Origin of the sequence: Bradyrhizobium sp. 22, from assembly GCF_000482425.1 — a bacterium.
GTDB lineage: Bacteria > Pseudomonadota > Alphaproteobacteria > Rhizobiales > Xanthobacteraceae > Bradyrhizobium > Bradyrhizobium japonicum_B.
In genome coordinates, this window is sequence record NZ_KI519399.1 from 4,873,473 (window position 1) to 4,894,687 (window position 21,215).

Genomic DNA, 21,215 nt, shown 5'->3' on the forward strand with positions numbered 1-21,215 from the left:
CGACGGTTCCGGGAAAAACGAGCATTGCGGCGGGAACGATCGCCGCCTCCCCTTCTTGTTACCGCCGAGGGCAGTTTCGAGGAGGACACGATGAAGACATTTGCGATTGCGCTGTTGGCGGGCGTGGGCGCCCTGGCAGCCGTCTCGGGCGCGAAGGCTTCCGATATCTACACGACCAGCGAGTACACCAATCCGGATCTGGTTCAGCAGGTGCGGCTCGTCTGCGACGACGCCGGCCGTTGCTATCGCACGCGCAGCGGCTCGCGCGTGATCGTGCGCGATTCCTACAATTACATGCCGCGTGATCGCTACTATGAGCGTCGGACGTATCATCGTCACTACGATGACGGCCCGCGCGTCGGCATTCGCGCGCCTGGCGTCAGCGTCGGCGTGGGCGTGGGCGACCGCTGGTAATCCGTGAAGACGTAAGGGCCGGGACCGGACGAGACGATTCGCCCGGTCTCGTTCACATGTCCCTACGAGGTACCGCCGTCATGCGGCGGTCGATTGCTGCTGGAACTGCTCGTAAGCCGCGATCGCATCCGCGGCGTACATCAGCGAGGGCCCGCCGCCCATGTAGACGGCCATGCCGAGCGTCTCCTCGATCTCTTCGCGGCTCGCGCCGAGCTTGACGAGCGCCTCGGCGTGAAAGCCGATGCAGCCGTCGCAATGCGCGGCGACGCCGAGCGCCAGCGCCATCAGCTCCTTGGTCTTCTTGTCCAGCGCGCCGTCACGCGTGGCAGCCTGGGCGAGTGCGGAGAATCCCTTCATCGTATCGGGAATGTCGCTGCGCAGCTTCTTCAGGTTGGCGGAGATGTTCCTGGTGATGTCGACGTAGTTCTTGTCCATCGGACCCTCGTTAGCTGGATTTGGCTGTGGTCGGAGCCACCTCACGCGGCGCGCGCAAGGCGATGTAGATCGCGGGAATCACCAGCACGGTGAGCAAGGTTGACGAGGCGAGCCCGAATAGCAGCGAGATCGCCAATCCCTGAAAGATCGGATCGAGCAGGATGGTCGCAGCTCCGATCATGGCCGCAAGCGCGGTGAGCAGGATCGGCTTGAAGCGGACCGCGCCGGCCTCCAGCACCACCTCGCGCAGCGACTTGCCGTCCCCGCCGCTGTGCCTGATGAAGTCGACCAGCAGGATCGAGTTGCGCACGATGATGCCGGCGAGCGCGATGAAGCCGATCATCGAGGTCGCGGTGAACGGCGCCCCCAGCAGCCAGTGCCCGATCAGGATGCCGATCAGCGTCAGCGGAATCGGCGTCAGGATGACAAGCGGCAGACGGAAGCTCCTGAACTGGGCGACGACCAGCACATAGATGCCGAGGATGGCCGCACCGAAGGCAGCCCCCATGTCGCGGAAGGTCACCCAGGTGATCTCCCATTCGCCGTCCCACAGCAGCGTGGGGCGCGACTCGTCCGATGGCTGGCCGTGCAGGCTGATGGCGGGCCTCGGCAGCTTGCCCCAATCATGCGCATCCACCCGATCGGCAACCGCGAGCATGCCGTAGAGCGGCGCCTCGAAGCGCCCGGCGAGCTCGGCCATCACCATGTCGGCGAAGCGGCCGTCGCGGCGGAAGATGGTCGGCGAGCCTTCTTCCATGGTCGCCTTCACGACCTGGCCGAGCTCGACCACGGTCTTGCTGCCGGGCACGGTGTTGGCCGGCACCGGCGTCGAAGCCAGCGCCTCGTCCCAGACCAGATCGCGCTTTCCGAGATGCACCGCGATCTCGATCGGGTTACGGTCCTCGCCGCGATGCGAATAGCCGATCGAGGTGCCGCCGAACAGCGTCTGGATCGTGTCGTAGACGTCGCGCTGCTCGACGCCGAAGAATTCGAGGCGGTCCTGGTCGATCGAGAGCCGCAGCCGTGGCCGTTTCTCGCCGATGGAATCGTCGATGTCGACGATGAACGGCACTTCGGCGAAGATCTTCTTGAGCTCGGCCGTCACCGCCCGGCGCGTCGTCGCATCGGGACCATAGACCTCGGCGAGCAGCGTCGACAGCACCGGCGGCCCGGGCGGTACCTCGACCACCTTGATGCTGGTGCCCGCGGGCGGATCGAGCGCCTTCAGCTTCTCGCGCAGTTCGAGCGCGATCTCATGGCTCGCGCGTTTTCGCTCGCCGCGCGCAGCCAGGTTGACCTGCACCTCACCGAGTTCGGGCCTCTCTCGCAGGTAGTAGTGCCGCACCAGGCCGTTGAAATTGAAGGGCGCCGGCGTGCCGGCATAGGATTGCACCGAAGTGACCTCCGGCAATTGCCGTGCGATCTCGGCCGCGCCGAACAGCGTACGCTCGGTCGCCTCCAGGCTCGCGCCTTCCGGCAGGTCGACGACCACGGCGATCTCGGACTTGTTGTCGAACGGCAGCAGCTTGACCGTCACCGACTTGGTCGCGAACAGCGTCATCGACAGCAGCGTCGCGATGCCGACGCCGAGCAGGAACAACCAGGCCGACCGCTTGCTCCGCACGATCGGCGTGGCGAAGCGCCGGTACAGCCGGCCGAGCCGGCCTTCGTCGTGCTCCGCATGCGCCGAGGCAACCTCGCCCCTCGGCGCGAGCTTGAGCATCAGCCAGGGCGCCACCACCATCGCGACGAAGAACGAGAACAGCATGGCGGCCGACGCGTTGGCCGGGATCGGCGCCATATAGGGTCCCATCAGGCCTGACACGAACAGCATCGGCAACAGCGCGGCGACCACGGTCAGCGTCGCGACGATGGTGGGGTTGCCGACCTCCGCCACCGCCTCGATGGTGGCCTGCAGGCGCGGCCGGCCGTCGCGCATGGCCCAGTGCCGCGCGATGTTCTCGACCACGACGATGGCGTCGTCGACGAGAATGCCGATGGAGAAGATCAGCGCGAACAGGCTGACGCGGTTGATCGTGTAGCCCATGAGGTTGGCGGCGAACATCGTGAGCAGGATCGTGGTGGGAATCACGACGAACGTCACCAGCGCTTCGCGCCAGCCGATCGCGACCGCGATCAGGACGACGATCGAGACGGTCGCAAGGCCGAGGTGGAACAGCAGCTCGTTGGCCTTCTCGTTGGCGGTCTCGCCGTAATCGCGCGTCACCGTCACCTGGACATCTTCGGGGATCAGGCGCGACTTCAACCCTTCGAGGCGCTCCGCGATATTCTCGGACACCACGACCGCATTGGCGCCGGCCCGCTTGGCCAGCGCCAGGCTGACGGCCGGCGTCCGCGCCCACTGCCCGGCGGCCCCGCGCGAATCCGTCCAGACGCGATGCTCGGTGGTGCTCGGACCGACGACGACGGAGGCGACGTCCTTGACGTAGACCGGTCGGCCGTCGCGGCTCGTGATCAGCAAGAGTCCGATGTCGGGGATGCCGGACAAAGTCTGCCCCGCCGCGACGCCCCGCACGATGCCGGCATCACGAACCTGCCCGGCCAGGAACGAGCGGTTGGCATCCTTGACCTTGGCCACGAGCTGCTGAAGCGTGACGCCGAACAGCGACAGCTTCTCCGGATCGGGCTCGACGCGGATCTGCTGCGCGGCGCCGCCGGATATGTAGGTCAGGCCGATGTCGTCGACCTTCATCAGCTCCGCGCGCAGCTTGTCGGCGAGCTCGTAGAGGTCCTTGTCGGTCCAGCGGCTGGCGACCTCGGGCTTCGGCGACAGCGTCAACACCGTCACCGCAACGTCATTGATGCCCCGCCCGACGATCAGCGGTTCCGGAATGCCGACGGGAATGCGGTCGAGGTTGGCGCGGATCTTCTCGTGCACCCGCAGGATGGCATCCTCGAACTTGGTGCCGACCAGGAAGCGCGCGGTGACCATCACGCGGTCGTCCTCGGTCTGGCTGTAGACGTGCTCGACGCCGTCGATGCCCTTGACGATCGATTCCAGCGGCTTGCTCACCAGTTCCACCGCGTCGGGCGCGCGCAGGCCGTCGGCATTGACGCGGATATCCACCATGGGAACGCTGATCTGCGGCTCCTCCTCGCGCGGGATCGCCACGACGGCGATCAGCCCCACGACCAGCGCCCCGATCAGGAACAGCGGGGTGAGCGGCGATGCGATGGTTGACCTGGTCAACCGTCCTGACAATCCAAGATTCACGGCCGCACCAATTGGTCGCCGGCCTGGATGCCCGACAGGATTTCGAGACCGTCGGGAAGCGACGGCGTCGGCACGTCGCGACCGCGCTGCACCGGCACGTCGATCGTCTCGTCGCCCTTCCGGATCCGGACATAGTCGATACCGAACCGCGTCGTCACATAGCCTGCGGGAATGACGAAGGCCGTTCGCGTTCCGGCGGCGACCCAGACCCGCAAGCGATCGCCGACGAAATATTCACCGAGCCCATCGACCGTGGCATCCGCAATGACGCGCCCCTCCTCGATCTGGGGATAGACGAGGTCGACCACGCCCCATTTCGAGGCTTCTCCCGCCAGCTCCGCGCCATCGACGCGGACCTTGTCGCCGGCCTTGAGGAAGCGCGCATGGCGCTCCGGCACGCGCAGCCGCAGCTTGAAATTCTGCTGGGCGACGGTGACGATGGGATCGCCCGCGAGCACGACGGATCCCACGGTGATCAGCCGCTTCAACACACGCCCGTCCGCCGGCGCGAGCACCTGTCCCTGGTTGAGCTGCTCGTTGATGACGGCACGTTCGGCGGTCTTGGCCCGCAGCCCGTTCTCGGCGACGTTGAGCGCCGTGCGCTGCTCGTCCAGCTTGATCCGCGGCAGGATACCGCGCTCGACCAACCCCTCGGTTCGGGTGAAGTCGAGTTGCGCCTGGTTGGCCTGCGCCTGCAGTGCCTCGATCTGGGCGTCGAGTGATTTCATTTGCAGCACGAGCTTCTCGTCACCGATGGCCGCGATCGCCTGGCCGGCGGCAACGCGATCCCCTTCCCTGACCTTGAGCTGAGCCACCGTGCCGCCGATGCGTCCGCGCGCGGGAACCACGCTGGTGCTTTCGACCGTGGCGAATACCGCCTTTTCGTCCGCGATCGATTGCCGCGCGACCACGAGTGTCTCGGCTGCCGTCGCTGCTGTTGCAAACAGGCCTGTCGCCGCCAAGGCAGCCAGCAGGCCCAAATATCTCGCCATACATCGCATGGGATTTTTCCGTGTCACGACCAAAGCATCACCACGCCGCAGCGCAGCTCATTTCATCTGCATGGGAGAGAAGCGTGTTGATCCTGGTCAAGGCGCCCTCCCCCGAGCTCTCGTAGGCTTGTTCCTGGCGGACTTCGGTGCGCAGAACGCCTGGTACAGCGTCTTCAACACTTCACGCGCCGGCTCGCTGGCGATCGAATAAAAGATCGTCTGCGCGTCGCGCCTGGATGCGACCAGGCCATCCTTGCGAAGGAGCGCAAGATGCTGGGAGACCGTGGAGTCGCGCAGACTGAGGAACTCGGCCAGCTCGCCGACCGACCGCTCGCCGTCGATCAACTGACAGATGATGAGCAGACGGTGACGGTTCGAGAGCGCCTTGAGCAGCACGCTCGCCTGATCCGCCGCCCGCTCCATGACTTCGGTATTTATTTTCATACTTGCGTATATACAAAAATACGAATATATAGTCAAGCGCTGCATGACGGCCGGAACTGAACCGGCGAAGCGGCTTGGTCCAACGGAGGTACCCATGGCGGAAGTTGTCGTAATCGGAGCCGGTCTGAGCGGAACGCTGATGGCCTATGAATTGCTGCCCCAGTTGCGAAAGGAGGACCGCGTCAGCGTCATCTCGCAAGGCGCGGTCTATCACTTCGTACCCTCGAATCCCTGGGTGGCCGTCGGCTGGCGCAAGCGCGAAGAGATCGAGATCGATCTCGCAGATGTCATGAAACGCAAGGGCGTGCGGCTGCTGACGCAGGGCGCAAAGCGCGTCCACCCCGAGGAGAACCGTGTCGAACTCGGTGACGGCACGTCGATCGACTATGATTATCTGGTCGTCGCGACCGGCCCCGAACTCGCCTTCGACGAGATTCCGGGTCTCGGGCCGCAGGGTCATACCCAGTCGATCTGCCACGTCGATCACGCCGCACATGCCCGTGACGCGTTGGAGAAGCTCGCAGCCAACCCCGGCCCGGTCGTGATCGGGGCGGTTCAGGGCGCCTCCTGCTTCGGCCCGGCCTACGAATTTCTCTTCATTCTCGAGACCGAACTGCGCCGGCGGAAGCTGCGTGACCGGGTACCGATGACGTTCGTCACCTCGGAGCCCTATATCGGCCATCTCGGTCTCGACGGCGTCGGCGATACCAAGGGCCTGCTGGAACGCGAGATGCGCGAGAAGCACATCAAGTGGATCACCAATGCCCGCGTCGACAATGTCGCCCCTGGCTTGATGTCGGTGGAGGAGTTTGCCGACGACGGCACGTCCCGCAAGGCTCATGAGCTGCCATTCGCCTATTCGATGATGCTGCCCGCCTTTCGCGGCGTCGAGGCGGTGCGCGGCATCGAGAAGCTGACCAATCCGCGCGGCTTCGTCATCGTCGACAAGCACCAGCAGAACCCGGCCTTCCCCAATATCTTTGCAGTCGGCGTCTGCGTGGCGATCGCGCCGATCGGCGCGACACCGGTGCCGGTCGGCGTGCCCAAGACCGGCTTCATGATCGAATCCATGGTGACGGCGACCGCGATCAACATCGGTGCCCTGCTCCGTGGCAAGGCGCCGACGGCGCAGCCAACCTGGAACGCAATCTGCCTCGCCGATTTCGGCGATTCCGGCGTCGCCTTCCTCGCGCAGCCGCAGATTCCGCCGCGCAACGTCAATTGGTCTTCAAAGGGCGAATGGGTGCACTTCGCCAAGGTCGCCTTCGAGAAATACTTCCTGCGCAAGATGCGGCGCGGCGAGAGTGAGCCGTTCTACGAGCGCTTCCTGCTCGACCGGCTGAACATCGCCAAGATCAAGGAGGTCCGAACCGGCACATGAGCACGACACGCCAGATCGTCTGCGGACATTGCGGGCGCATCAACCGCCTGCCCGCCGGGCGCGCACCGGAAGGTGCGCGCTGCGGCGCCTGTCACCAGCCGATGTTCACGGGCCAACCGATCGAGGTGGACGAAGCCGCCTTCGGCCGTCATGTCGCCAGCAACGACATTCCCGTGCTCGTCGACGTCTGGGCACCATGGTGCGGACCCTGCCGCGCCATGGCCCCGATGTTCGCACGCGCGGCGCAACAGCTCGAGCCCGGCGTCCGTCTGTTGAAGCTGAACTCGGACAATGCACCAACCCTGTCGTCGCAGCTCAACATCAGCGGCATTCCGACGCTGCTGCTGATGCGCGGCGGCCGGGAGATCGCACGCCATTCCGGCGCGATGGATGCGCGCAGCATCGTCGCCTGGACCGAAGCCAACTTGACCCGTTCGTAACGTCGCAAGATCAAAAAAGGAGCCTGCCATGAATGTCGATAAAGCCGTCCTCGCGTTTGCGGGGTTCGTCGTCCTGCTCGGTCTCGCACTGGGCACCTATGTGAATGCCTATTGGTACCTGCTGACGGCCTTCGCCGGACTCAACATGCTGCAGGCCTCGTTCACGGGCTTCTGCCCCGCCGCCATCGTGTTCAAGAAGCTGGGCCTGAGCAGCGGCTGCGCGTTCTCCTGAACGTGCGGACGCAGCCTGTAATGCGGGGGAATTTGCCATGACCGACGACACCTTCATCGAGGGACCTCTCTACGAGAAGCGAAGAAAGGTCTATCCGCAGTCGGTCCATGGGCCGTTCCGCCGCATCAAATGGGCGATCCTCTGCGTCACGCTCGGGGTCTACTATCTCCTGCCGTTCGTGCGCTGGAATAGAGGCCCCGGGCTGCCCGATCAGGCCGTGCTGATCGATCTGCCGCATCGCCGCTTCTATTTCTTCTTCATCGAGCTATGGCCGCAGGAGGTGTATTACTTCACCGGCCTGCTCATCCTCGCCGCGATGATGCTTTTCCTGATGAACGCGGTCGCGGGACGGCTGTGGTGCGGCTATCTCTGCCCACAGACGGTGTGGACCGACCTGTTCTACGCCGTCGAGCGCTGGGTCGAGGGCGACCGCCGCGAGCGCATGCAGGGCGACAAGCACTACTGGACGTTCAACCATATCCGAAAGGTCGCGCTGAAGCATTTCCTTTGGATCATGATCGCCTGGTGGACCGGCGGCGCCTGGGTGCTCTATTTCGACGATGCGCCGACGCTGGTGATGGAGCTCGCGACCTTCCAGGCCCCGTTCATCGCCTATCTCTGGATCGGCATCCTGACTGCGACGACCTACGTCTTCGCCGGCCATGCCCGTGAGCAGATGTGCATCTACATGTGCCCGTGGCCGCGCATCCAGGCGGCCTTGACCGACGAATGGGCACTCAACGTCACCTATCGCCGCGACCGCGGCGAGCCGCGCATGTCGGTGAAGAAGGCGGAAGCTGCCCGTGCGCAGGGTGGCCTCGCCGGCGACTGCGTCGACTGCCACCAGTGCATCAACGTCTGCCCGACCGGCGTCGACATCCGACACGGCATCCAGCTCGGCTGCATCCAGTGCGGCCTGTGCATCGACGCCTGCGACAACGTCATGCGCGAGATCGGACGTCCCCAGGGGCTGATCGGCTACGACACCGACATCAACATGCAGCGCCGGCGCGAGGGCAAGCCGCCGATCTATCGCATCGTCCGTCCGCGCACGGTGATCTACACCGCAGCGATCGCCATCGTCGGCAGCATCATGTTGTACACGCTCGCCACGCGCGCGACCATGGACGTCAACGTGCTGCACGAGCGCAATCCGCTGTTCGTCCAGCTGTCGGATGGCGGGGTGCGCAACGACTACACCGTGCGCATTCTCAACAAGGGCGCGCAGCGATCGTTTGCGATCGAGGTCTCCGGGCTGCCCGGCGCGACCATTCGCGTTGCCGGCATCGAGGCCGCGCCCGGGGCCAAGCCCGTCGTCGAGGTCGGGCAGGACCAGACCCGCGAGGTCCGGCTGTCGGTGCAGGTCGGGCCCGCCGACCTGCCGAAGACCTCGCGCGATCTCGAGGTCACGATCACCGATACCGCCGGCGGTGGACGGGCGAGCGCCCGCGACCACTTCTTGCCCGGCGACAAGTAGGGTCTTCATTGAGCATCCGGCAACGGATGCTCAATGAGACGTTAACATTACCGTTCGAATTGAAACGGCGCGCCAACGGTATTTTCCAATCTTTGCGCTAAGCATGGCCACGTGACGCGGTATTTGCCCGCGTGAACGGGACGAGGGGACGTGGTCGACATCGCGCAGCAGGCGGCGATTCATCCGGCATCCGCACAGGATGCCATGGCGGCGTGCGTCCCGCTCGTTGCGATCGACGCCGGTCAATGGCGCGCACTCGCGCAGCGGGCGGTCGAGCCGAACGGATATTACCTGCCCGCCTGGGAACTCGCCGTCAGCGCCACCGCGCGCGGCCGCATGGACGCCTCGGCATTGCCTGCATTCGACGGCTCTTCGACGCGGCTGATCGGCCTGATGCCCGTGATCTCGCTGTGGCGAGCCTGGAGAATTCCCCTGCCCGCGCTGGTGAGCGCGCATCCCTACGGCACGTTGTGCAGCCCGCTGATCGATCGCGACGCTCCGATCGCGGCAGCCACACAGCTGTTGCAGCAGGCGCGCAAGGCCGGTGCGCACGCGCTCGTGCTGAACGACGTCGCGCTCGACGGCGCCGCGATGAAGGCGCTCGAGCAGGCCTTGAGCCGCGACGGCCTGAAGCCGCGCGTCCTGTCTTCCTACCTGCGCGCCAGCCTCGATGCGACGCAGGACGACGAAACGCTGTTGCGCGATGCGCTCGGAGCGAAGAAGCTCAAGGAGCTGCGCCGCCTGCGCCATCGCCTCGAAGAGCACGGCCCCGTTACGTTCGAGGCCGCACGCCGGCCCGACGAGATCGGCCCCGCGCTCGAAACGTTCCTGCAGCTCGAAGCCAGCGGCTGGAAAGGCGAGCGCGGCACCGCGCTGGTCCAGCATGCCGGCGATGCGGCCTTCATTCGCCGCGCCGTCCCGGCGCTGGCGGAAACCGCGCAGTGCGAGATCATCACGCTTCGCGCCGGCACGACGCCGGTGGCCGCCGGAATCGTGCTGCGCCACCAGGATCGCGCCTTCTTCTTCAAGCTCGGCATCGACGAGCGCTTTGCCAGATATTCGCCGGGCGTACAGCTCACGCTCGAGCTCACCCGCCATCTCTGCGCCGATCCCGCCATCGCCAGCGCCGATTCCACCGCGAGCGCCGACCATCCCATGATCAACCCGATCTGGCGGGGACGCTTCGCGGTCGGCGACGTGCTGATCCCGCTGCGGCGGCATGATCCGGTGGTGGCGCTCATTCACGGAGCGCTGGTCGGCCTCAACGCCGCGCACGAGACCGCGCGACGCCTGGTTCGCCGGCTCCGCAAATCAGCGAAGACTACTCCGCCGCCTGCGCGTTGATCTCCGCCGAGACCTGGCGGATGGCGCGCGCGAGCAGGTTCGGATCCTGCGCGCCGGAGACCGCGTATTTCTGCGCGAAGACGTAGGTCGGCACGCCGGAGATGCCCTTCTCGGCGGCCTCCTGGGCGTCCGCCGAGACGCGCGCGACGTCCTCGTCGGTGGCAAGGCGCCTGCGCACGTCCTCGGCATCGAGGCCGATATCGGCGGCCGCCTGCACCAGCACGTGCACGTCGGTGAGATCGCCGCCGTCGCGGAAATACAGCTCCATCAGGCGCTGCTTCATCTCGGGCGCCTTGCCGATCGCTTCCGCCCACAGGATGAGACGATGGCAGTCGGTGGTGTTGGGTTGGCGCGCCACCAGCTCCGGCTTGTACACGAGGCCCTCCTCGCTTGCGGCCGCAACGACGCGCCCGGCAATGCCCTTGTAGGCTTCGACCGAGCCGAACTTCTGGGTGAGATAGGCCTCGCGGCTGATGCCCTCGCGCGGCACCCAGGGATTGAGGAAGAACGGGCGGAAATTGAGCTTGACCGGAACGTCGGGAACGAGCGCCAGCGCGCTCTCGATCCGGTGCTTGCCGATATAGCACCAGGGGCACACCACGTCGGAAACGACGTCGATCTGGAGCGGTTTCAGCGTGCTCATGTCAGGCGCCTCCTTCGGGCGGGTCACGGGTTCGCCGGAAGATAAGCCGAACTGGAGGAGGCGCAAGGCACCGATCCCGCATGGCTCGGGACTGCACCTCTGCGGTTATCGTGATGGCTCCGGCCCGCCGGGATACTCGCGGCCAGGAGGGCTACCGCCTGTAAACGCCGCTATGACAGCCCGGCCGACATCTGCTTCAGCCGTTCGGCGGTGCGCTCGTCCGCCGGGAAGAAGGTTTCCAGCGCCAGCTCCGACAGCGTGATGTCGACCGGCGTGCCGAACACCATGGTGGTGGAGAAGAAGCTCAGGATCTCGCCCTGGTGGCGCAGCTTGAAGGGGATCGCGACATTGTCGCTCGACAGCGGCCCCGCGCGCGCCGGGATCGGATAGCTCTTGAGGTCGCTGTAGAGCTTTATCAGCTCGGGGTCCGCAGTCGCCTCGCATTGCCGGTGCAGCCGCTCCAGGAGGTGCCCGCACCATTCCGCGAGGTTGACCGTGCGCGGTGCCAGCGCCTCGGGATGGAAGGCGAGCCGCAGCACGTTCAAGGGCTGGCCGAGCAGCCGCTGGGGAATGCCGTCGAGCAGCGGCGCCACCATGCGGTTGGCCGACACCAGGTTCCAGTGCCGGTCCACGGCCAGCGCCGGATTGGGCTCATGGGCTTTGAGCACGAGATCGATCGCCTGGCGGGCTGATTTCAAGGCAGGATCCTCCAGGGGCCGCTGCTGGAAGGCCGGCGCATAGCCGGCCGCGACCAGCAGCACGTTGCGTTCGCGCAAGGGCACGTCGAGGCGTTCGGCGAGCCTCAGCACCATGTCGCGCGAGGGCGCCGCGCGACCGGTCTCGACGAAGCTCAGGTGACGCGCCGAGATTTCGGCCTCGCCCGCGAGATCGAGCTGGCTCATGCGGCGGCGCTGCCGCCATTCGCGCAGATGATCGCCGATATGGACTGGTTGGCTGCGCTCGGTACGTGCCGTGGATGCATGTGCGTTCATGACCGAAAATCTAGCATGCAGGTGCCGGCCCTTCCATTACCTGCGAGGTCATGGTTTCGATCCTTTTGACCGCCGCCGCGGAAATGTTAATGAAGCACCGTCATGCGCCGAATGAACACCAGCGAACTCGAAAAGCAGGCGAAGGGGGTGGCCGCCCTGATGCGCATGTTCGCCAATGAGCATCGTCTGCTTATCGTCTGCAAGCTCGTCGAATATGGCGAAATCAACGCAAGCGCGCTTGCCGAGGATGTCGGCCTTTCCGCTTCGGCTCTATCGCAGCACCTGGCGAAGCTGAAGTCCGAACGCATCGTTGCCTGTCGGCGCGATGGTCAGACGATGTGGTACCGTATCGCAGACCGGCGGATCGAAGAGCTGTTTTCGACGCTGCACAGGCTGTTCTGCAAGACACCGGGACGGTGACCTGCGACCCGGACCAACGACTTGCGCCGTTCACTTCCGCCTGGCTTCGGCCGATTCGACCCACCAGAAGAACAGCGCGGCGCCGACCGCAAGCGCGGCGAACCAGACGATGTCTGGAACGTGCGTCACGTCCGGAAGACGGACTTTGCCCAGCGTCCAAACGTTGAGCACGTGCGCCTTCAACCAGTCGAAGCTCAGGGCGTAGAGGATGGCCCCGGCGACCATGCCGAGCGCACCGACCAAGGCATGAACGCTGCCGGTCGCGATGGCGCCGAGCGCCGTTCCCGGGCAATAGCCGTAAACCACCATGCCGACGCCGAACAGGGCTGCGCCGAGCGCGACCGCGAGCATGTTGGCATCCTTCACTAAGTATTTCGTGTTGCCGGTATCGACCAGCAGCAGCACACCGATCCCGCCGACCACGATCGCGGTGCCCATCACCTTCAGCACGGTGAAATCCCGCAGCCGGAACTGATTCTCGATCACGTTGCAGTTGGTCACCTTGCCGCGTTGGAGCAGGAAGCCGAACGCCGCACCCATCAGCACCGGACCAAGGATCGTCATCATCGCTGTCATCGGAGGTCCCTCACCGCTTGCGGAACATGAGCGCGGAAATTCCGAGCCCGGTGGCGAACATCACCGCCAGGAATAGCCAGCTCGACACCGCGAGCTGCAACCCGCCGGAGATGCCGTGGCCGCTGGTGCAGCCGCCGGCAAGCCGCGCGCCGTACATGATCACGGCTCCGCCGAGGAAGGCGCCGATGAAGCGCTTTGCAATCGACGGCCCGAATCGTTCCTTCCAGACTTCAGGCACGAGCTCGAGCCGCCACGTCCCCGACATCACCGCGGAGATGAAAGCGCCTGCCGGAATGCCGACGAGGAACCAGACACCGTAGTCCCATTTCAGCGGCATGCTCTTCCAATAGGCGTTCTGTGCCACCGCCTCGGGTCCGACCACGGGAATGGCAAACAGGGAGGCGATGCGCGAATAGGCGGTGGTGACGCCGAGCGGATCTCCGAACACGGCAAAGGCGATCCAGCTCAAAAGGCCAATTCCCGCACCGACGAGATAAGGCGACCAGTCAATCCGCGCCGTGCGCGGCGCTTCGCGAGCGTAGCTTTCCGTGATGGTGGTCATGTGCGTTTCCCCGGAAGCGTTGTGTTGTGCCAGCATCGTTGCGGCAAGATCAGACTGCACCGGCAAACATCATATTCAAAACATTTAATTTAGCAATCTCTAAAGTCTTTTCAGGTGCCGGACGCCGGCGAGCCCGTGGCCGGTCGGGCTTGCGGCATACCGGCGCGGTCGACGATCAGATCCGTGAGACCCGCCCCCAGCCACATGCCGCCGAGCACGAGCCAGGCGGTGAGCGCGAAGACCGAGGCGCCGGTCACGCCGGCGCCGACCGCGCAGCCGCCGGCGAGCATGGCGCCGAACCCCATCAGCACCGCGCCGAGCAGGTAGCGGCGCATGCCGAGCCCGTCCGAGAATCCTTCCAGCTTCAGCTCACCCGCATGCGCCGCCGCGGCGAACGAGCCGAGGAACACGCCCGGAATAATGCCGAGGTCGAAGCCGAGCCGCAGCTGCGAGCTGTTCAGAACCAGCATCAGCAGTTCGGCCGACGGTCCGCTGAAGGTGAGGCTCTTCAACGTCACCGGCGCGAATGAGGCCTGCGACAGCTGGTAGGTGAAGAGCCAGCCGGCGACGACGGCCGCGCCGGCCGCGAGCGCGGCAAGGATCAGGTGGCGCGGCAGCCGGCTGCGAAAGGCGAAGGACAACCCCGCAATCAGCCAGACGCCTCCGAAGGCGAGCTTCTCGGGCGTGCCGGCGCCGAACATCGCCATGATGTCGCGCGACGGGCCGCCGTCGACCAGCCACAGATTGGTCACCCACTCGCGCGTGGGCGACAGCAAGCCGCGATAGGAGGCCTGAGCGGCGACCGCGAACACCAGTCCCGACAGCAGCGCCCTGAGATTGCCGTTGGCCGAGAGCACGAGCAGCCGGCTGGCACAGCCGCGAGCCAGGATCATGCCGCAGCCGAACATCACCCCGCCGGCCAGCGCACCGGAGATGCTGCCCTGCTGCGCGAGCTGGCGCGCCTCGGAGACGTCGAGCCAGCCCAGCGCGACCAAGCCTTGCGTGCCCACCAGCGCGGCGGCGAAGGTCAACAGCCACACCGCAAGGCGCGGCCCGCCGGTACCGCGGGAGAACTCGACGGCGGCTGCGCGCAGGCAGAAGCGACTGCGCTGGGCGAAGAATCCAAAGAGACCGCCGACCAGGAGGCCGCCCAGCCATGACAGCCGCTCTTCTCCCATGAGATCGATGAGTGTCGTCAGCACGGCCGCCTCGGTATGCCCTGGACTTGCCAATCTATCGCGAGGTGCGGCCGCGCTGTATGAGCGAGATCAAGCCCAGGGCGCGGCCTACGCCCGCTCAGGGACGCAGATAGGCAAATCCCTGCTGTTGCAGCTCGACGAGCCGCACCACGCCGCCTTTCTCGGCGACAACGAAGCCGGGCGTGAGGTCGTCCAGCTTGACGCCCTGCGCCTTCATCGTGTTGGCGCAAGCGTCGAAGCCGACGCCGGCAGCGACGAGCTTCGTCATCATCGCAACGGTGTGATCCTGGGCCGCAAGCGCGTGGAAGGCCCGCAGCGCCGGCCCATGCACGACCAGCCTGATGTCGGCCTTGCCGGGCCCACCGACGCCGTCGACATGGTTCTGCAGGTTGCCGAGAACGAAGACGACACGATCGGCATCGGCGAGATGATAGGCCACGCGCTGTCGCGCGGGCGTTTCCGTCGCCGCGGACGCCTGGCGCACCGCGAAGATGCCGAATAGTCCGGCAAGGCCGGCGCGAAGCATGGATCGACGCTGCATGGCGCCCCTCCTATCGTGTCTGCTTGATGAACTCGGCGATGCGGTCGGCGACGTCTTCCGCAAACAGATCGCGAAAGAAGTGATCGGCATCCTCGATTGTGTCGAGCTGAACCCTGCCGCCGCTCGAAGCGGCCAGCGGCGCGAAGGACGCGGCCACATCAGGCACGACCGTGTCCTTGGTCGCGGCGAACACCAGCACCGGCAGCTTCGCGCGGGCCACGAGGGCGGCGGTGTCCTGGCCGGCATCGGCACCGTAGAACGAGGCAAAGGCCCGCGCAGTGACCACGGCGTTGCGGCAATAGATGAAGCCGGGCACGTCCAGCCACTCTCCGCCGCGCCCGGCCGCGACCGCCTCCGTCGCCCCCTCCAGCAACGGCGCGAGCGGCTTGCCATAGGTCTTCGCGTAGGCGGCGCGCAAATCGGCCTCCGCCTTTGCGGTCACGGGCGCCAGCAGCACCGCACCCGCCACTGGCGTCTCGCTTGCCGCGAGATAGCGCGCGACCTGGTTGCCGCCGCGCGAATGCCCGAACGCGAAGACGAGCCGGGACACGCCTCTTGCCCGCGCAACCCAGGCGCCGATCTCGGCGATCGCATCCTCGGCGACATAGTCATGTCGCACCGCGCAATCATACATGCCCTTGCGGCGATCGGCTCCCAGCGACAGCGTGTGCGCGAGCGAGGCGATGCCGCGCTGCTCCAGCGCCTTGGCAATACCTTGAACGACCTCCATGTCCTTGTGCGCAAGCGTGCCGTGGGTCATCACGACGAGCGGTGTGTCCGGCCCCATCGAGGCTGGCGTGCGCAGTGTCGCGAGCGTCGTGCGGCCCTCGACCGACAGTTCGAGCTCCTGCTCGGCCGCAGCTGCGGACCCCGCGAATGCAAGCACGATAGCCAGTCTCATCAACCATCGCATCGGCGGCTCTCCTCACGGCCGGACAATCGTCCAGTTCTTTTCAGCAAGATCCATTAGCGCGGCAACCCCGACCTGGGCGACGCTGACGCCTTCGAGCAGCGGAGGCCGCCTGCCCTCCTTCGCCGCCAGCGTCTCCAGCGTGTTGCCGCAGGCAATGAAGCTCACATTGGGCATCGATTTCAGGAAGTTCACCAGGCGCTCCCTCACCGGCGAACGGTCCTCGAGCAGCATGTCGAGGCCGCCATTGAAGGCGACCACTGCGATCTCGACGTCCTCGCCCTGCCCGGAATAATGCCGCGAGACGTTGGCGGCGACATCGAGGACGGCGCGCATCTTGACCGGGTCGTCGTCGCTGATCTGCAGCACGAGCCTGTGAAGCTCAGCGGCCTCGGCCGCGGCCGGCGAGATCGTGATGAGCGAGCCGGCAGCGAGAGCCGCATGCAGCAGCGTGCGGCGGCTCGCCCGGCCGTGTCTCACTCCACGCCCCGCGACTTCTTGTCCTTGCCATCCTCAGGCGTCACGTCGATGGCGGCAGCGCGACCGGTGATCTTCACCGGGGCGATGCAGTTCTTCATGCAGGGATCCTTCTGCCAGAACGCCTTCTCGCTGCTGGCGCGATCGTCCATCACGAAGCCCTGCTCGTTCGGCATCTTGATCGTGGCAAGGGTCTTCTTGTTCAGCTCGAGATTCTGATCGGTGACCACGTCGTTCAGATAGAGGACGTAGGCGACCAGCGCATAATATTCGTCGACGGACAGCGACCCCGTGTTGCCATAGGGCATGGCGTGCCTGACGTAGTCGAACACGGTGGAGGCGTAGGGCCAGTACGAGCCTACCGTCTTGACCGGATTGTCGCTCGTGAGCGAGCCCTTGCCGCCGGCCAGCACAGGCCAGCGGCCGCTGCCCTCGCCGAACTCGCCGTGGCAGCTCGCGCAATTGTCCATGAACAGCTTCTCGCCCTGGGCGGCGGTGCCCTTGCCTTCCGGCAGGCCCTGGCCGTCGGGCCGCACGTCGATGTCCCAGCCGCGGATCTCATCCACGGTCGGCGCGCGACCGATGTGATAGCGCGGCCCGCCCTTGGCATCCGCCTTCTGCTGCGCGAGCGCCGGCGTGCTCAGCGCGCAGGCAAGCAGCGCGGCCGTGATGAGCTTAAGCGACTTCGACATTCTCGACCTCACCATTGGCCTGCACATGCCAGGTCTGGATGCCATTGTTGTGATAGATGGAGTTGACGCCGCGGATCTTGCGCAGCTCGGCCTTGCTCGGCTGCACGTATCCGGTCTCGTCCTGGACGCGCGATTGCAGCAGCAGGGGATCGCCGTTCCAGTCGAATTCGTAGTAGAAGCGCGTCAACGCCTTGTCGAGCACCGGCCCGTCGAGCCGCGCCGGCCACCAATTGCGGCCGCCATCGAGCGACACGTCCACGCGCTTGACCTTGCCGTTGCCGCTCCAGGCAAGCCCGGAGACGATGGTGAAGCCCTTGCCGTGCCTGATCGGCGCCTGCGGGCTCGGGCTCGTGATCACGGACTTGGCGTCCATCGACCAGGTGAAGCGGCGCGCCTTGCCGTTCGGCATGAGGTCCGTGTATTTGGACGTCTCCTCGCGGGTGTGCCAGGGCTGGTCGCCGACCTTGATGCGGCGCAGCCACTTGACCCAGAGATTGCCCTGCCAACCCGGCACCACGAGGCGCATCGGATAGCCCTGCTCTGGATAGAGCGCCTCGCCATTCATCTTGTAGGCGATGATGCAGTCGTCCAGAGCCTTCTCGATCGGTAGGCTGCGGTCCATCGCGGCGGCATCGGCGCCCTCGACCAGCAGCCACTTTCCGTTGGTCTTGACGCCGGCTTCCTCCAGCAGCGTGCGCAGCGACACGCCGGTGTACTGCACGCAGTGGATCATGCCGTGGGTGAACTGGCAGCCATTGAGCTGGGCGCCGCGCCATTCCATGCCCGAATTCGCCGCGCACTCCATGAAGTGGATGCGATTGACGCGCGGATAGCGCTTCAGCTCCTCCAGCGTGAGGATCAACGGGCGCTCCACGAGCCCGTGGATCATCAGGCGATGATCCGCCGGATCAACCTCGGCAATACCGCCGTGATGCCGCTCGAAGCAGAGCCCATTCGGGGTGATGATGCCTTCGAGCTCGTGCAGCGGCGTGAAGCTCACCGAGGATTCGCGCGAGGCGGTCAGCCATTCGACGTCGCGCCGCACCACGTCCTTCTCGAATTTCGACGGCTTGCCATACGGGCGCACGGCGACGCCCTCGCCGAGCGACCTGGTCCATTCCGGCACGTTGGGCGGCTGATTGGCGGGATTGCCGCCGCCCGCAAGAGCGGGCTTGGCGAGCACCGATGCGGCAACACCGGCGCCAGCGGCCAGGAAGTTGCGTCGGGATTGGCGGGAACTGTCCATCTTCGACATCGCTTCTCACGCTCCGGTAACTTTGACGGCCCGGTTGGGTTCGAGCCGAACGGTTTTCTGTCGCGTCAGGTAGTTCGCGACGACGTCCCAGATCGGCGGACCCTCGGTTCCTTCGTTGACGCTGGCCCAGCCCGCAACCTGGTATTCCCTGGCGGGATCGATCGGCGCGCCGGTCTTGGCCATCTGCATGTCCGAGATGCGCTGCCCCTGCGGCTTGGCGACGTCTATCGCGTAGGACAGTCCGCCGATCCGCACCATGTCGCCGCCCTGCTGGTAGTAGGGATCGACGTTGAAGAGATTGTCGGCGACGTCCTCGATGATCTCCTTCAGCCGCGCGCCGGTCATGCCCATGCGGTAGACCGCGGGATAGGTGATCGCGGTTGCGTTAGTGACGTCCTCGAAGGTGATGTCCTGCCCCGGCAGCACGCTGGTGCCCCAGCGGAAGCCGGGCGACAGCGCGATCTCGGCGTCGCGCTCCTGCAGGAGCGCCTGGCAGATCAGATCGTCGAACGTGCCGTTGAAATTGCCGCGCCGGTAGAGCAGCGAGTCGGTTCGGCCGAGCACCTTGGAAAGATCGGACGCGAACGGCTTGCGCACCTCGGCGATCTTGGCCGCCATCTCGGCATCCGCCGCGATCACGTCGGAGAACAGCGGAATGAGCTTGTACCTGTAAGCTTTCACCTCGCCGTCGCGGACGTCGAGGTCGAGCCGCGAGACGAACTTTCCGGACGAGCCCGACGCGATCAGCAGGGTCTTGCCGACCTTGACGGCCTCGGGCAGCGCGTCATGGGTATGTCCGGTCAGGATGACGTCGATGCCCTTGACGCGGCTCGCAAGCTTGCGGTCGACGTCGAAGCCGTTGTGGGAGAGCAACACGACGAGTTGCGCGCCGCCCTTGCGCGCCTTGTCGACCTGCGCCTGCACGTCCTCCTCGCGCACGCCGAACGACCAGGTCGGAATCATCCAGCGCGGATTGGCGACCGGCGTATAAGGGAAGGCCTGGCCCAGCACCGCGATCTTGACGCCGCCGCGCTCGATCATGGTCGAGGCCTCGAACGCCGCCTCGTTCCATTCGGTGTCGCGGATATTGAGGCCGAGGAACGGGAAGCCGAGGCCTTCTATCGCCTGCTTGACCCGCTCGGTGCCGTAGGTGAACTCCCAATGCCCGGTCATGGCGTCCGGCTTGAGCAGCGCCATGCAGTCGATCATGTCCTGGCCGCGCGTCTTCAGCGACGACCACGAGCCCTGCCAGGTGTCGCCGCCGTCGAGTAGCGCGACCTTGTCGCCGCGCTCGGCGCGGATCGACTTGATCACGGTCGCGGCGCGATCGAGGCCGCCGATCCGGCCATAGCTCTTGGCCAGCGCCTCGAAATCCTCCGACGTCAGGGCGTAGGCAGCCGACGAGCCGGGCGCGATCCCGAACCGTGTCAAGAACTCCTTGCCGGTGACGTGCGGCGGAAGGCCCTTGGCCTCGCCCACCCCGAGATTGGTCGAGGGCTCGCGGAAATAGAGCGGCATCAGCTGGCCGTGGATATCGGTCACGTGCACCAGCGTGACGTTGCCGAGCGGCTCGAATGCCAGCAATTCCTTCTCGGACAGGCGCTGCTGAGCGACCGCCCGGGTCAGGCCGGAGCCGACACCGCTCGAGAGGGCCGCCGTTGCCGCGGCGACCTGAATGAACTCGCGGCGAGAGATCATGCGCAAGACTCCTGCAAACTCATCGTTTCAGTTGCGCACCGACGGCGTCTCGACCGGCAATCCGATGCCGCGCCAGGCCACATAGAGCTCGAGCGCGAGGAACTCGTCCGAGAGCGGCTTGAACGGCTCGGCGCGGACGTCGAACATGCAGCCTTCGAAACGCTCATGAAGCGGCACCAGGCGCTGGTCGCGCAGCCGATAGGTCGGAAAGCCGTTGGTCTGGCCCTGGCTCAGGAAATCGGCGCGCATGAACTTGCCGTTGTTGCGCTCGTGGCAGGACTCGCAGGCCAGATCGAGCTGGCCGTAGCGCGTGTAATAGATCTGCTTGCCGCGCTCGAACCAGGGCGACATCGGCCCGTCGGTCTTCACCGCGACCTTCATGCCGTGCGACTGGTAGCGCACGAAGGCGGTCATGTCGGTCAGCTCCCGGGATTTGAATTTCCAGGGCTCCGCCTTCATCTGCTCGCTGCGGCAGATGTTGATGCGTTGCTCGAGATTGACCGGCTTCTTGAGCTTGTCGTCCCATTTCGGCATGGCGGCGCCGACGCCCTTCATGCTGGTCGCGGCCTCGCCGTGGCAGCTCATGCACGACTTGCCCTCGCTGCCCTCGACCTTCTTCCAGGCCTCCGCCGCGCGCTCCACGGCGAGGAATCCCGGATTTTCCAGATCGTCGTCCTGCAGCGCACGGGTCTCCTTGCTGCGGAACTCGTAGCCGGAGATGATGGTCTTGAAGACGTGGCCGGGCGGCGCCGCGATGCCCTTGCGCTCGGCCTCCTCCGCGGATGCGAGCGTCGCAACCGATGCGGCGGCCACGATCGCAACGGCCAACCCTGTGTATCGTGGCGCCATTCGAGCC

General features: G+C 65.8%; 23 protein-coding genes. 7 read left to right on the plus strand and 16 right to left on the minus strand.

What is annotated here, in order from left to right:
• Positions 1-90 precede the first annotated feature (90 nt).
• Positions 91-414 (plus strand): hypothetical protein, encoded by a 324-nt coding sequence (locus tag K410_RS0125000; RefSeq protein WP_028137401.1) that lies wholly within the window; start codon positions 91-93, stop codon positions 412-414.
• A gap of 78 nt (positions 415-492) precedes the next feature.
• On the opposite strand, the gene K410_RS0125005 is transcribed toward K410_RS0125000, so the two are convergent.
• From K410_RS0125005 to K410_RS0125020, 4 genes are all read right to left on the minus strand, one after another.
• Complete coding sequence (locus K410_RS0125005; RefSeq protein WP_028137402.1) at positions 493-849, minus strand: carboxymuconolactone decarboxylase family protein; 357 nt, start codon at positions 847-849, stop codon at positions 493-495.
• A 10-nt stretch (positions 850-859) separates the two neighbouring features.
• The gene (locus tag K410_RS0125010; protein ID WP_028137403.1) at positions 860-4,084 is read right to left on the minus strand and encodes an efflux RND transporter permease subunit; all 3,225 of its coding nucleotides are present in this window, start codon (positions 4,082-4,084) and stop codon (positions 860-862) included.
• Positions 4,081-5,076: an efflux RND transporter periplasmic adaptor subunit gene (locus K410_RS0125015; protein WP_049820199.1), complete on the minus strand. Its 996-nt coding sequence runs from the start codon at positions 5,074-5,076 to the stop codon at positions 4,081-4,083. Before K410_RS0125015 ends, K410_RS0125010 begins: the two co-directional genes overlap by 4 nt.
• Before the next feature lie 96 nt (positions 5,077-5,172).
• Complete coding sequence (locus K410_RS0125020; protein ID WP_049820200.1) at positions 5,173-5,520, minus strand: ArsR/SmtB family transcription factor; 348 nt, start codon at positions 5,518-5,520, stop codon at positions 5,173-5,175.
• 94 nt (positions 5,521-5,614) lie between these two features.
• Between K410_RS0125020 and K410_RS0125025 the strand changes: the two genes are divergently transcribed.
• The 5 genes from K410_RS0125025 to K410_RS0125045 all read left to right on the plus strand — a co-directional run bounded on the left by K410_RS0125025 (position 5,615) and on the right by K410_RS0125045 (position 10,394).
• A complete protein-coding gene (locus tag K410_RS0125025) occupies positions 5,615-6,901 on the plus strand; it encodes an NAD(P)/FAD-dependent oxidoreductase (protein WP_028137406.1) in 1,287 nt (428 codons plus the stop codon).
• Complete coding sequence (locus K410_RS0125030; protein ID WP_028137407.1) at positions 6,898-7,341, plus strand: thioredoxin family protein; 444 nt, start codon at positions 6,898-6,900, stop codon at positions 7,339-7,341. The genes K410_RS0125025 and K410_RS0125030 overlap by 4 nt, the downstream gene beginning before the upstream one ends.
• Positions 7,342-7,369: 28 nt before the next feature.
• Positions 7,370-7,573, plus strand: coding sequence for a YgaP family membrane protein (locus K410_RS0125035; RefSeq protein WP_011088520.1), 204 nt, complete (start codon positions 7,370-7,372; stop codon positions 7,571-7,573).
• A 37-nt stretch (positions 7,574-7,610) separates the two neighbouring features.
• Positions 7,611-9,050 (plus strand): cytochrome c oxidase accessory protein CcoG, encoded by a 1,440-nt coding sequence (gene ccoG / locus K410_RS0125040; protein WP_028137408.1) that lies wholly within the window; start codon positions 7,611-7,613, stop codon positions 9,048-9,050.
• Positions 9,051-9,200: 150 nt separating this feature from the next.
• Positions 9,201-10,394, plus strand: coding sequence for a GNAT family N-acetyltransferase (locus K410_RS0125045; protein ID WP_028137409.1), 1,194 nt, complete (start codon positions 9,201-9,203; stop codon positions 10,392-10,394).
• On the opposite strand, the gene K410_RS0125050 is transcribed toward K410_RS0125045, so the two are convergent.
• Positions 10,372-11,037, minus strand: a complete 666-nt coding sequence (locus K410_RS0125050; RefSeq protein ID WP_028137410.1) for a DsbA family oxidoreductase — start codon at positions 11,035-11,037, stop codon at positions 10,372-10,374. The genes K410_RS0125045 and K410_RS0125050 overlap by 23 nt on opposite strands.
• A gap of 170 nt (positions 11,038-11,207) precedes the next feature.
• Entirely contained in the window at positions 11,208-12,029 is an 822-nt protein-coding gene (locus K410_RS0125055; protein WP_028137411.1) for a helix-turn-helix domain-containing protein, read from the minus strand.
• 102 nt (positions 12,030-12,131) lie between these two features.
• On the opposite strand from K410_RS0125055, the gene K410_RS0125060 reads away from it, so the two are divergent.
• On the plus strand, positions 12,132-12,449 hold the full coding sequence (locus K410_RS0125060) for an ArsR/SmtB family transcription factor (protein ID WP_028137412.1): 318 nt from the start codon (positions 12,132-12,134) through the stop codon (positions 12,447-12,449).
• A gap of 30 nt (positions 12,450-12,479) precedes the next feature.
• Here the strand turns inward: K410_RS0125060 and K410_RS0125065 are convergent, their stop codons facing one another.
• The 10 genes from K410_RS0125065 to soxA form a co-directional block, all read right to left on the minus strand.
• On the minus strand, positions 12,480-13,025 hold the full coding sequence (locus tag K410_RS0125065) for a YeeE/YedE thiosulfate transporter family protein (protein WP_028137413.1): 546 nt from the start codon (positions 13,023-13,025) through the stop codon (positions 12,480-12,482).
• A gap of 10 nt (positions 13,026-13,035) precedes the next feature.
• Positions 13,036-13,587: a YeeE/YedE thiosulfate transporter family protein gene (locus K410_RS0125070; protein WP_049820201.1), complete on the minus strand. Its 552-nt coding sequence runs from the start codon at positions 13,585-13,587 to the stop codon at positions 13,036-13,038.
• Positions 13,588-13,697: 110 nt separating this feature from the next.
• Positions 13,698-14,789, minus strand: a complete 1,092-nt coding sequence (locus K410_RS0125075) for a YeeE/YedE family protein (RefSeq protein ID WP_028137415.1) — start codon at positions 14,787-14,789, stop codon at positions 13,698-13,700.
• A 94-nt stretch (positions 14,790-14,883) separates the two neighbouring features.
• A complete protein-coding gene (locus K410_RS0125080; protein ID WP_028137416.1) occupies positions 14,884-15,327 on the minus strand; it encodes a DsrE family protein in 444 nt (147 codons plus the stop codon).
• A gap of 10 nt (positions 15,328-15,337) precedes the next feature.
• A complete protein-coding gene (locus K410_RS0125085) occupies positions 15,338-16,240 on the minus strand; it encodes an alpha/beta hydrolase (RefSeq protein WP_028137417.1) in 903 nt (300 codons plus the stop codon).
• A gap of 12 nt (positions 16,241-16,252) precedes the next feature.
• On the minus strand, positions 16,253-16,717 hold the full coding sequence (locus K410_RS0125090; RefSeq protein WP_028137418.1) for a DsrE family protein: 465 nt from the start codon (positions 16,715-16,717) through the stop codon (positions 16,253-16,255).
• Complete coding sequence (locus tag K410_RS0125095; RefSeq protein WP_028137419.1) at positions 16,714-17,406, minus strand: c-type cytochrome; 693 nt, start codon at positions 17,404-17,406, stop codon at positions 16,714-16,716. Before K410_RS0125095 ends, K410_RS0125090 begins: the two co-directional genes overlap by 4 nt.
• Positions 17,390-18,661, minus strand: coding sequence for a sulfite dehydrogenase (soxC, locus tag K410_RS0125100; protein ID WP_028137420.1), 1,272 nt, complete (start codon positions 18,659-18,661; stop codon positions 17,390-17,392). Before soxC ends, K410_RS0125095 begins: the two co-directional genes overlap by 17 nt.
• Before the next feature lie 6 nt (positions 18,662-18,667).
• On the minus strand, positions 18,668-20,359 hold the full coding sequence (gene soxB, locus K410_RS0125105; RefSeq protein WP_028137421.1) for a thiosulfohydrolase SoxB: 1,692 nt from the start codon (positions 20,357-20,359) through the stop codon (positions 18,668-18,670).
• 27 nt (positions 20,360-20,386) lie between these two features.
• Positions 20,387-21,208, minus strand: coding sequence for a sulfur oxidation c-type cytochrome SoxA (soxA, locus tag K410_RS0125110; protein ID WP_028137422.1), 822 nt, complete (start codon positions 21,206-21,208; stop codon positions 20,387-20,389).
• Positions 21,209-21,215 lie beyond the last annotated feature (7 nt).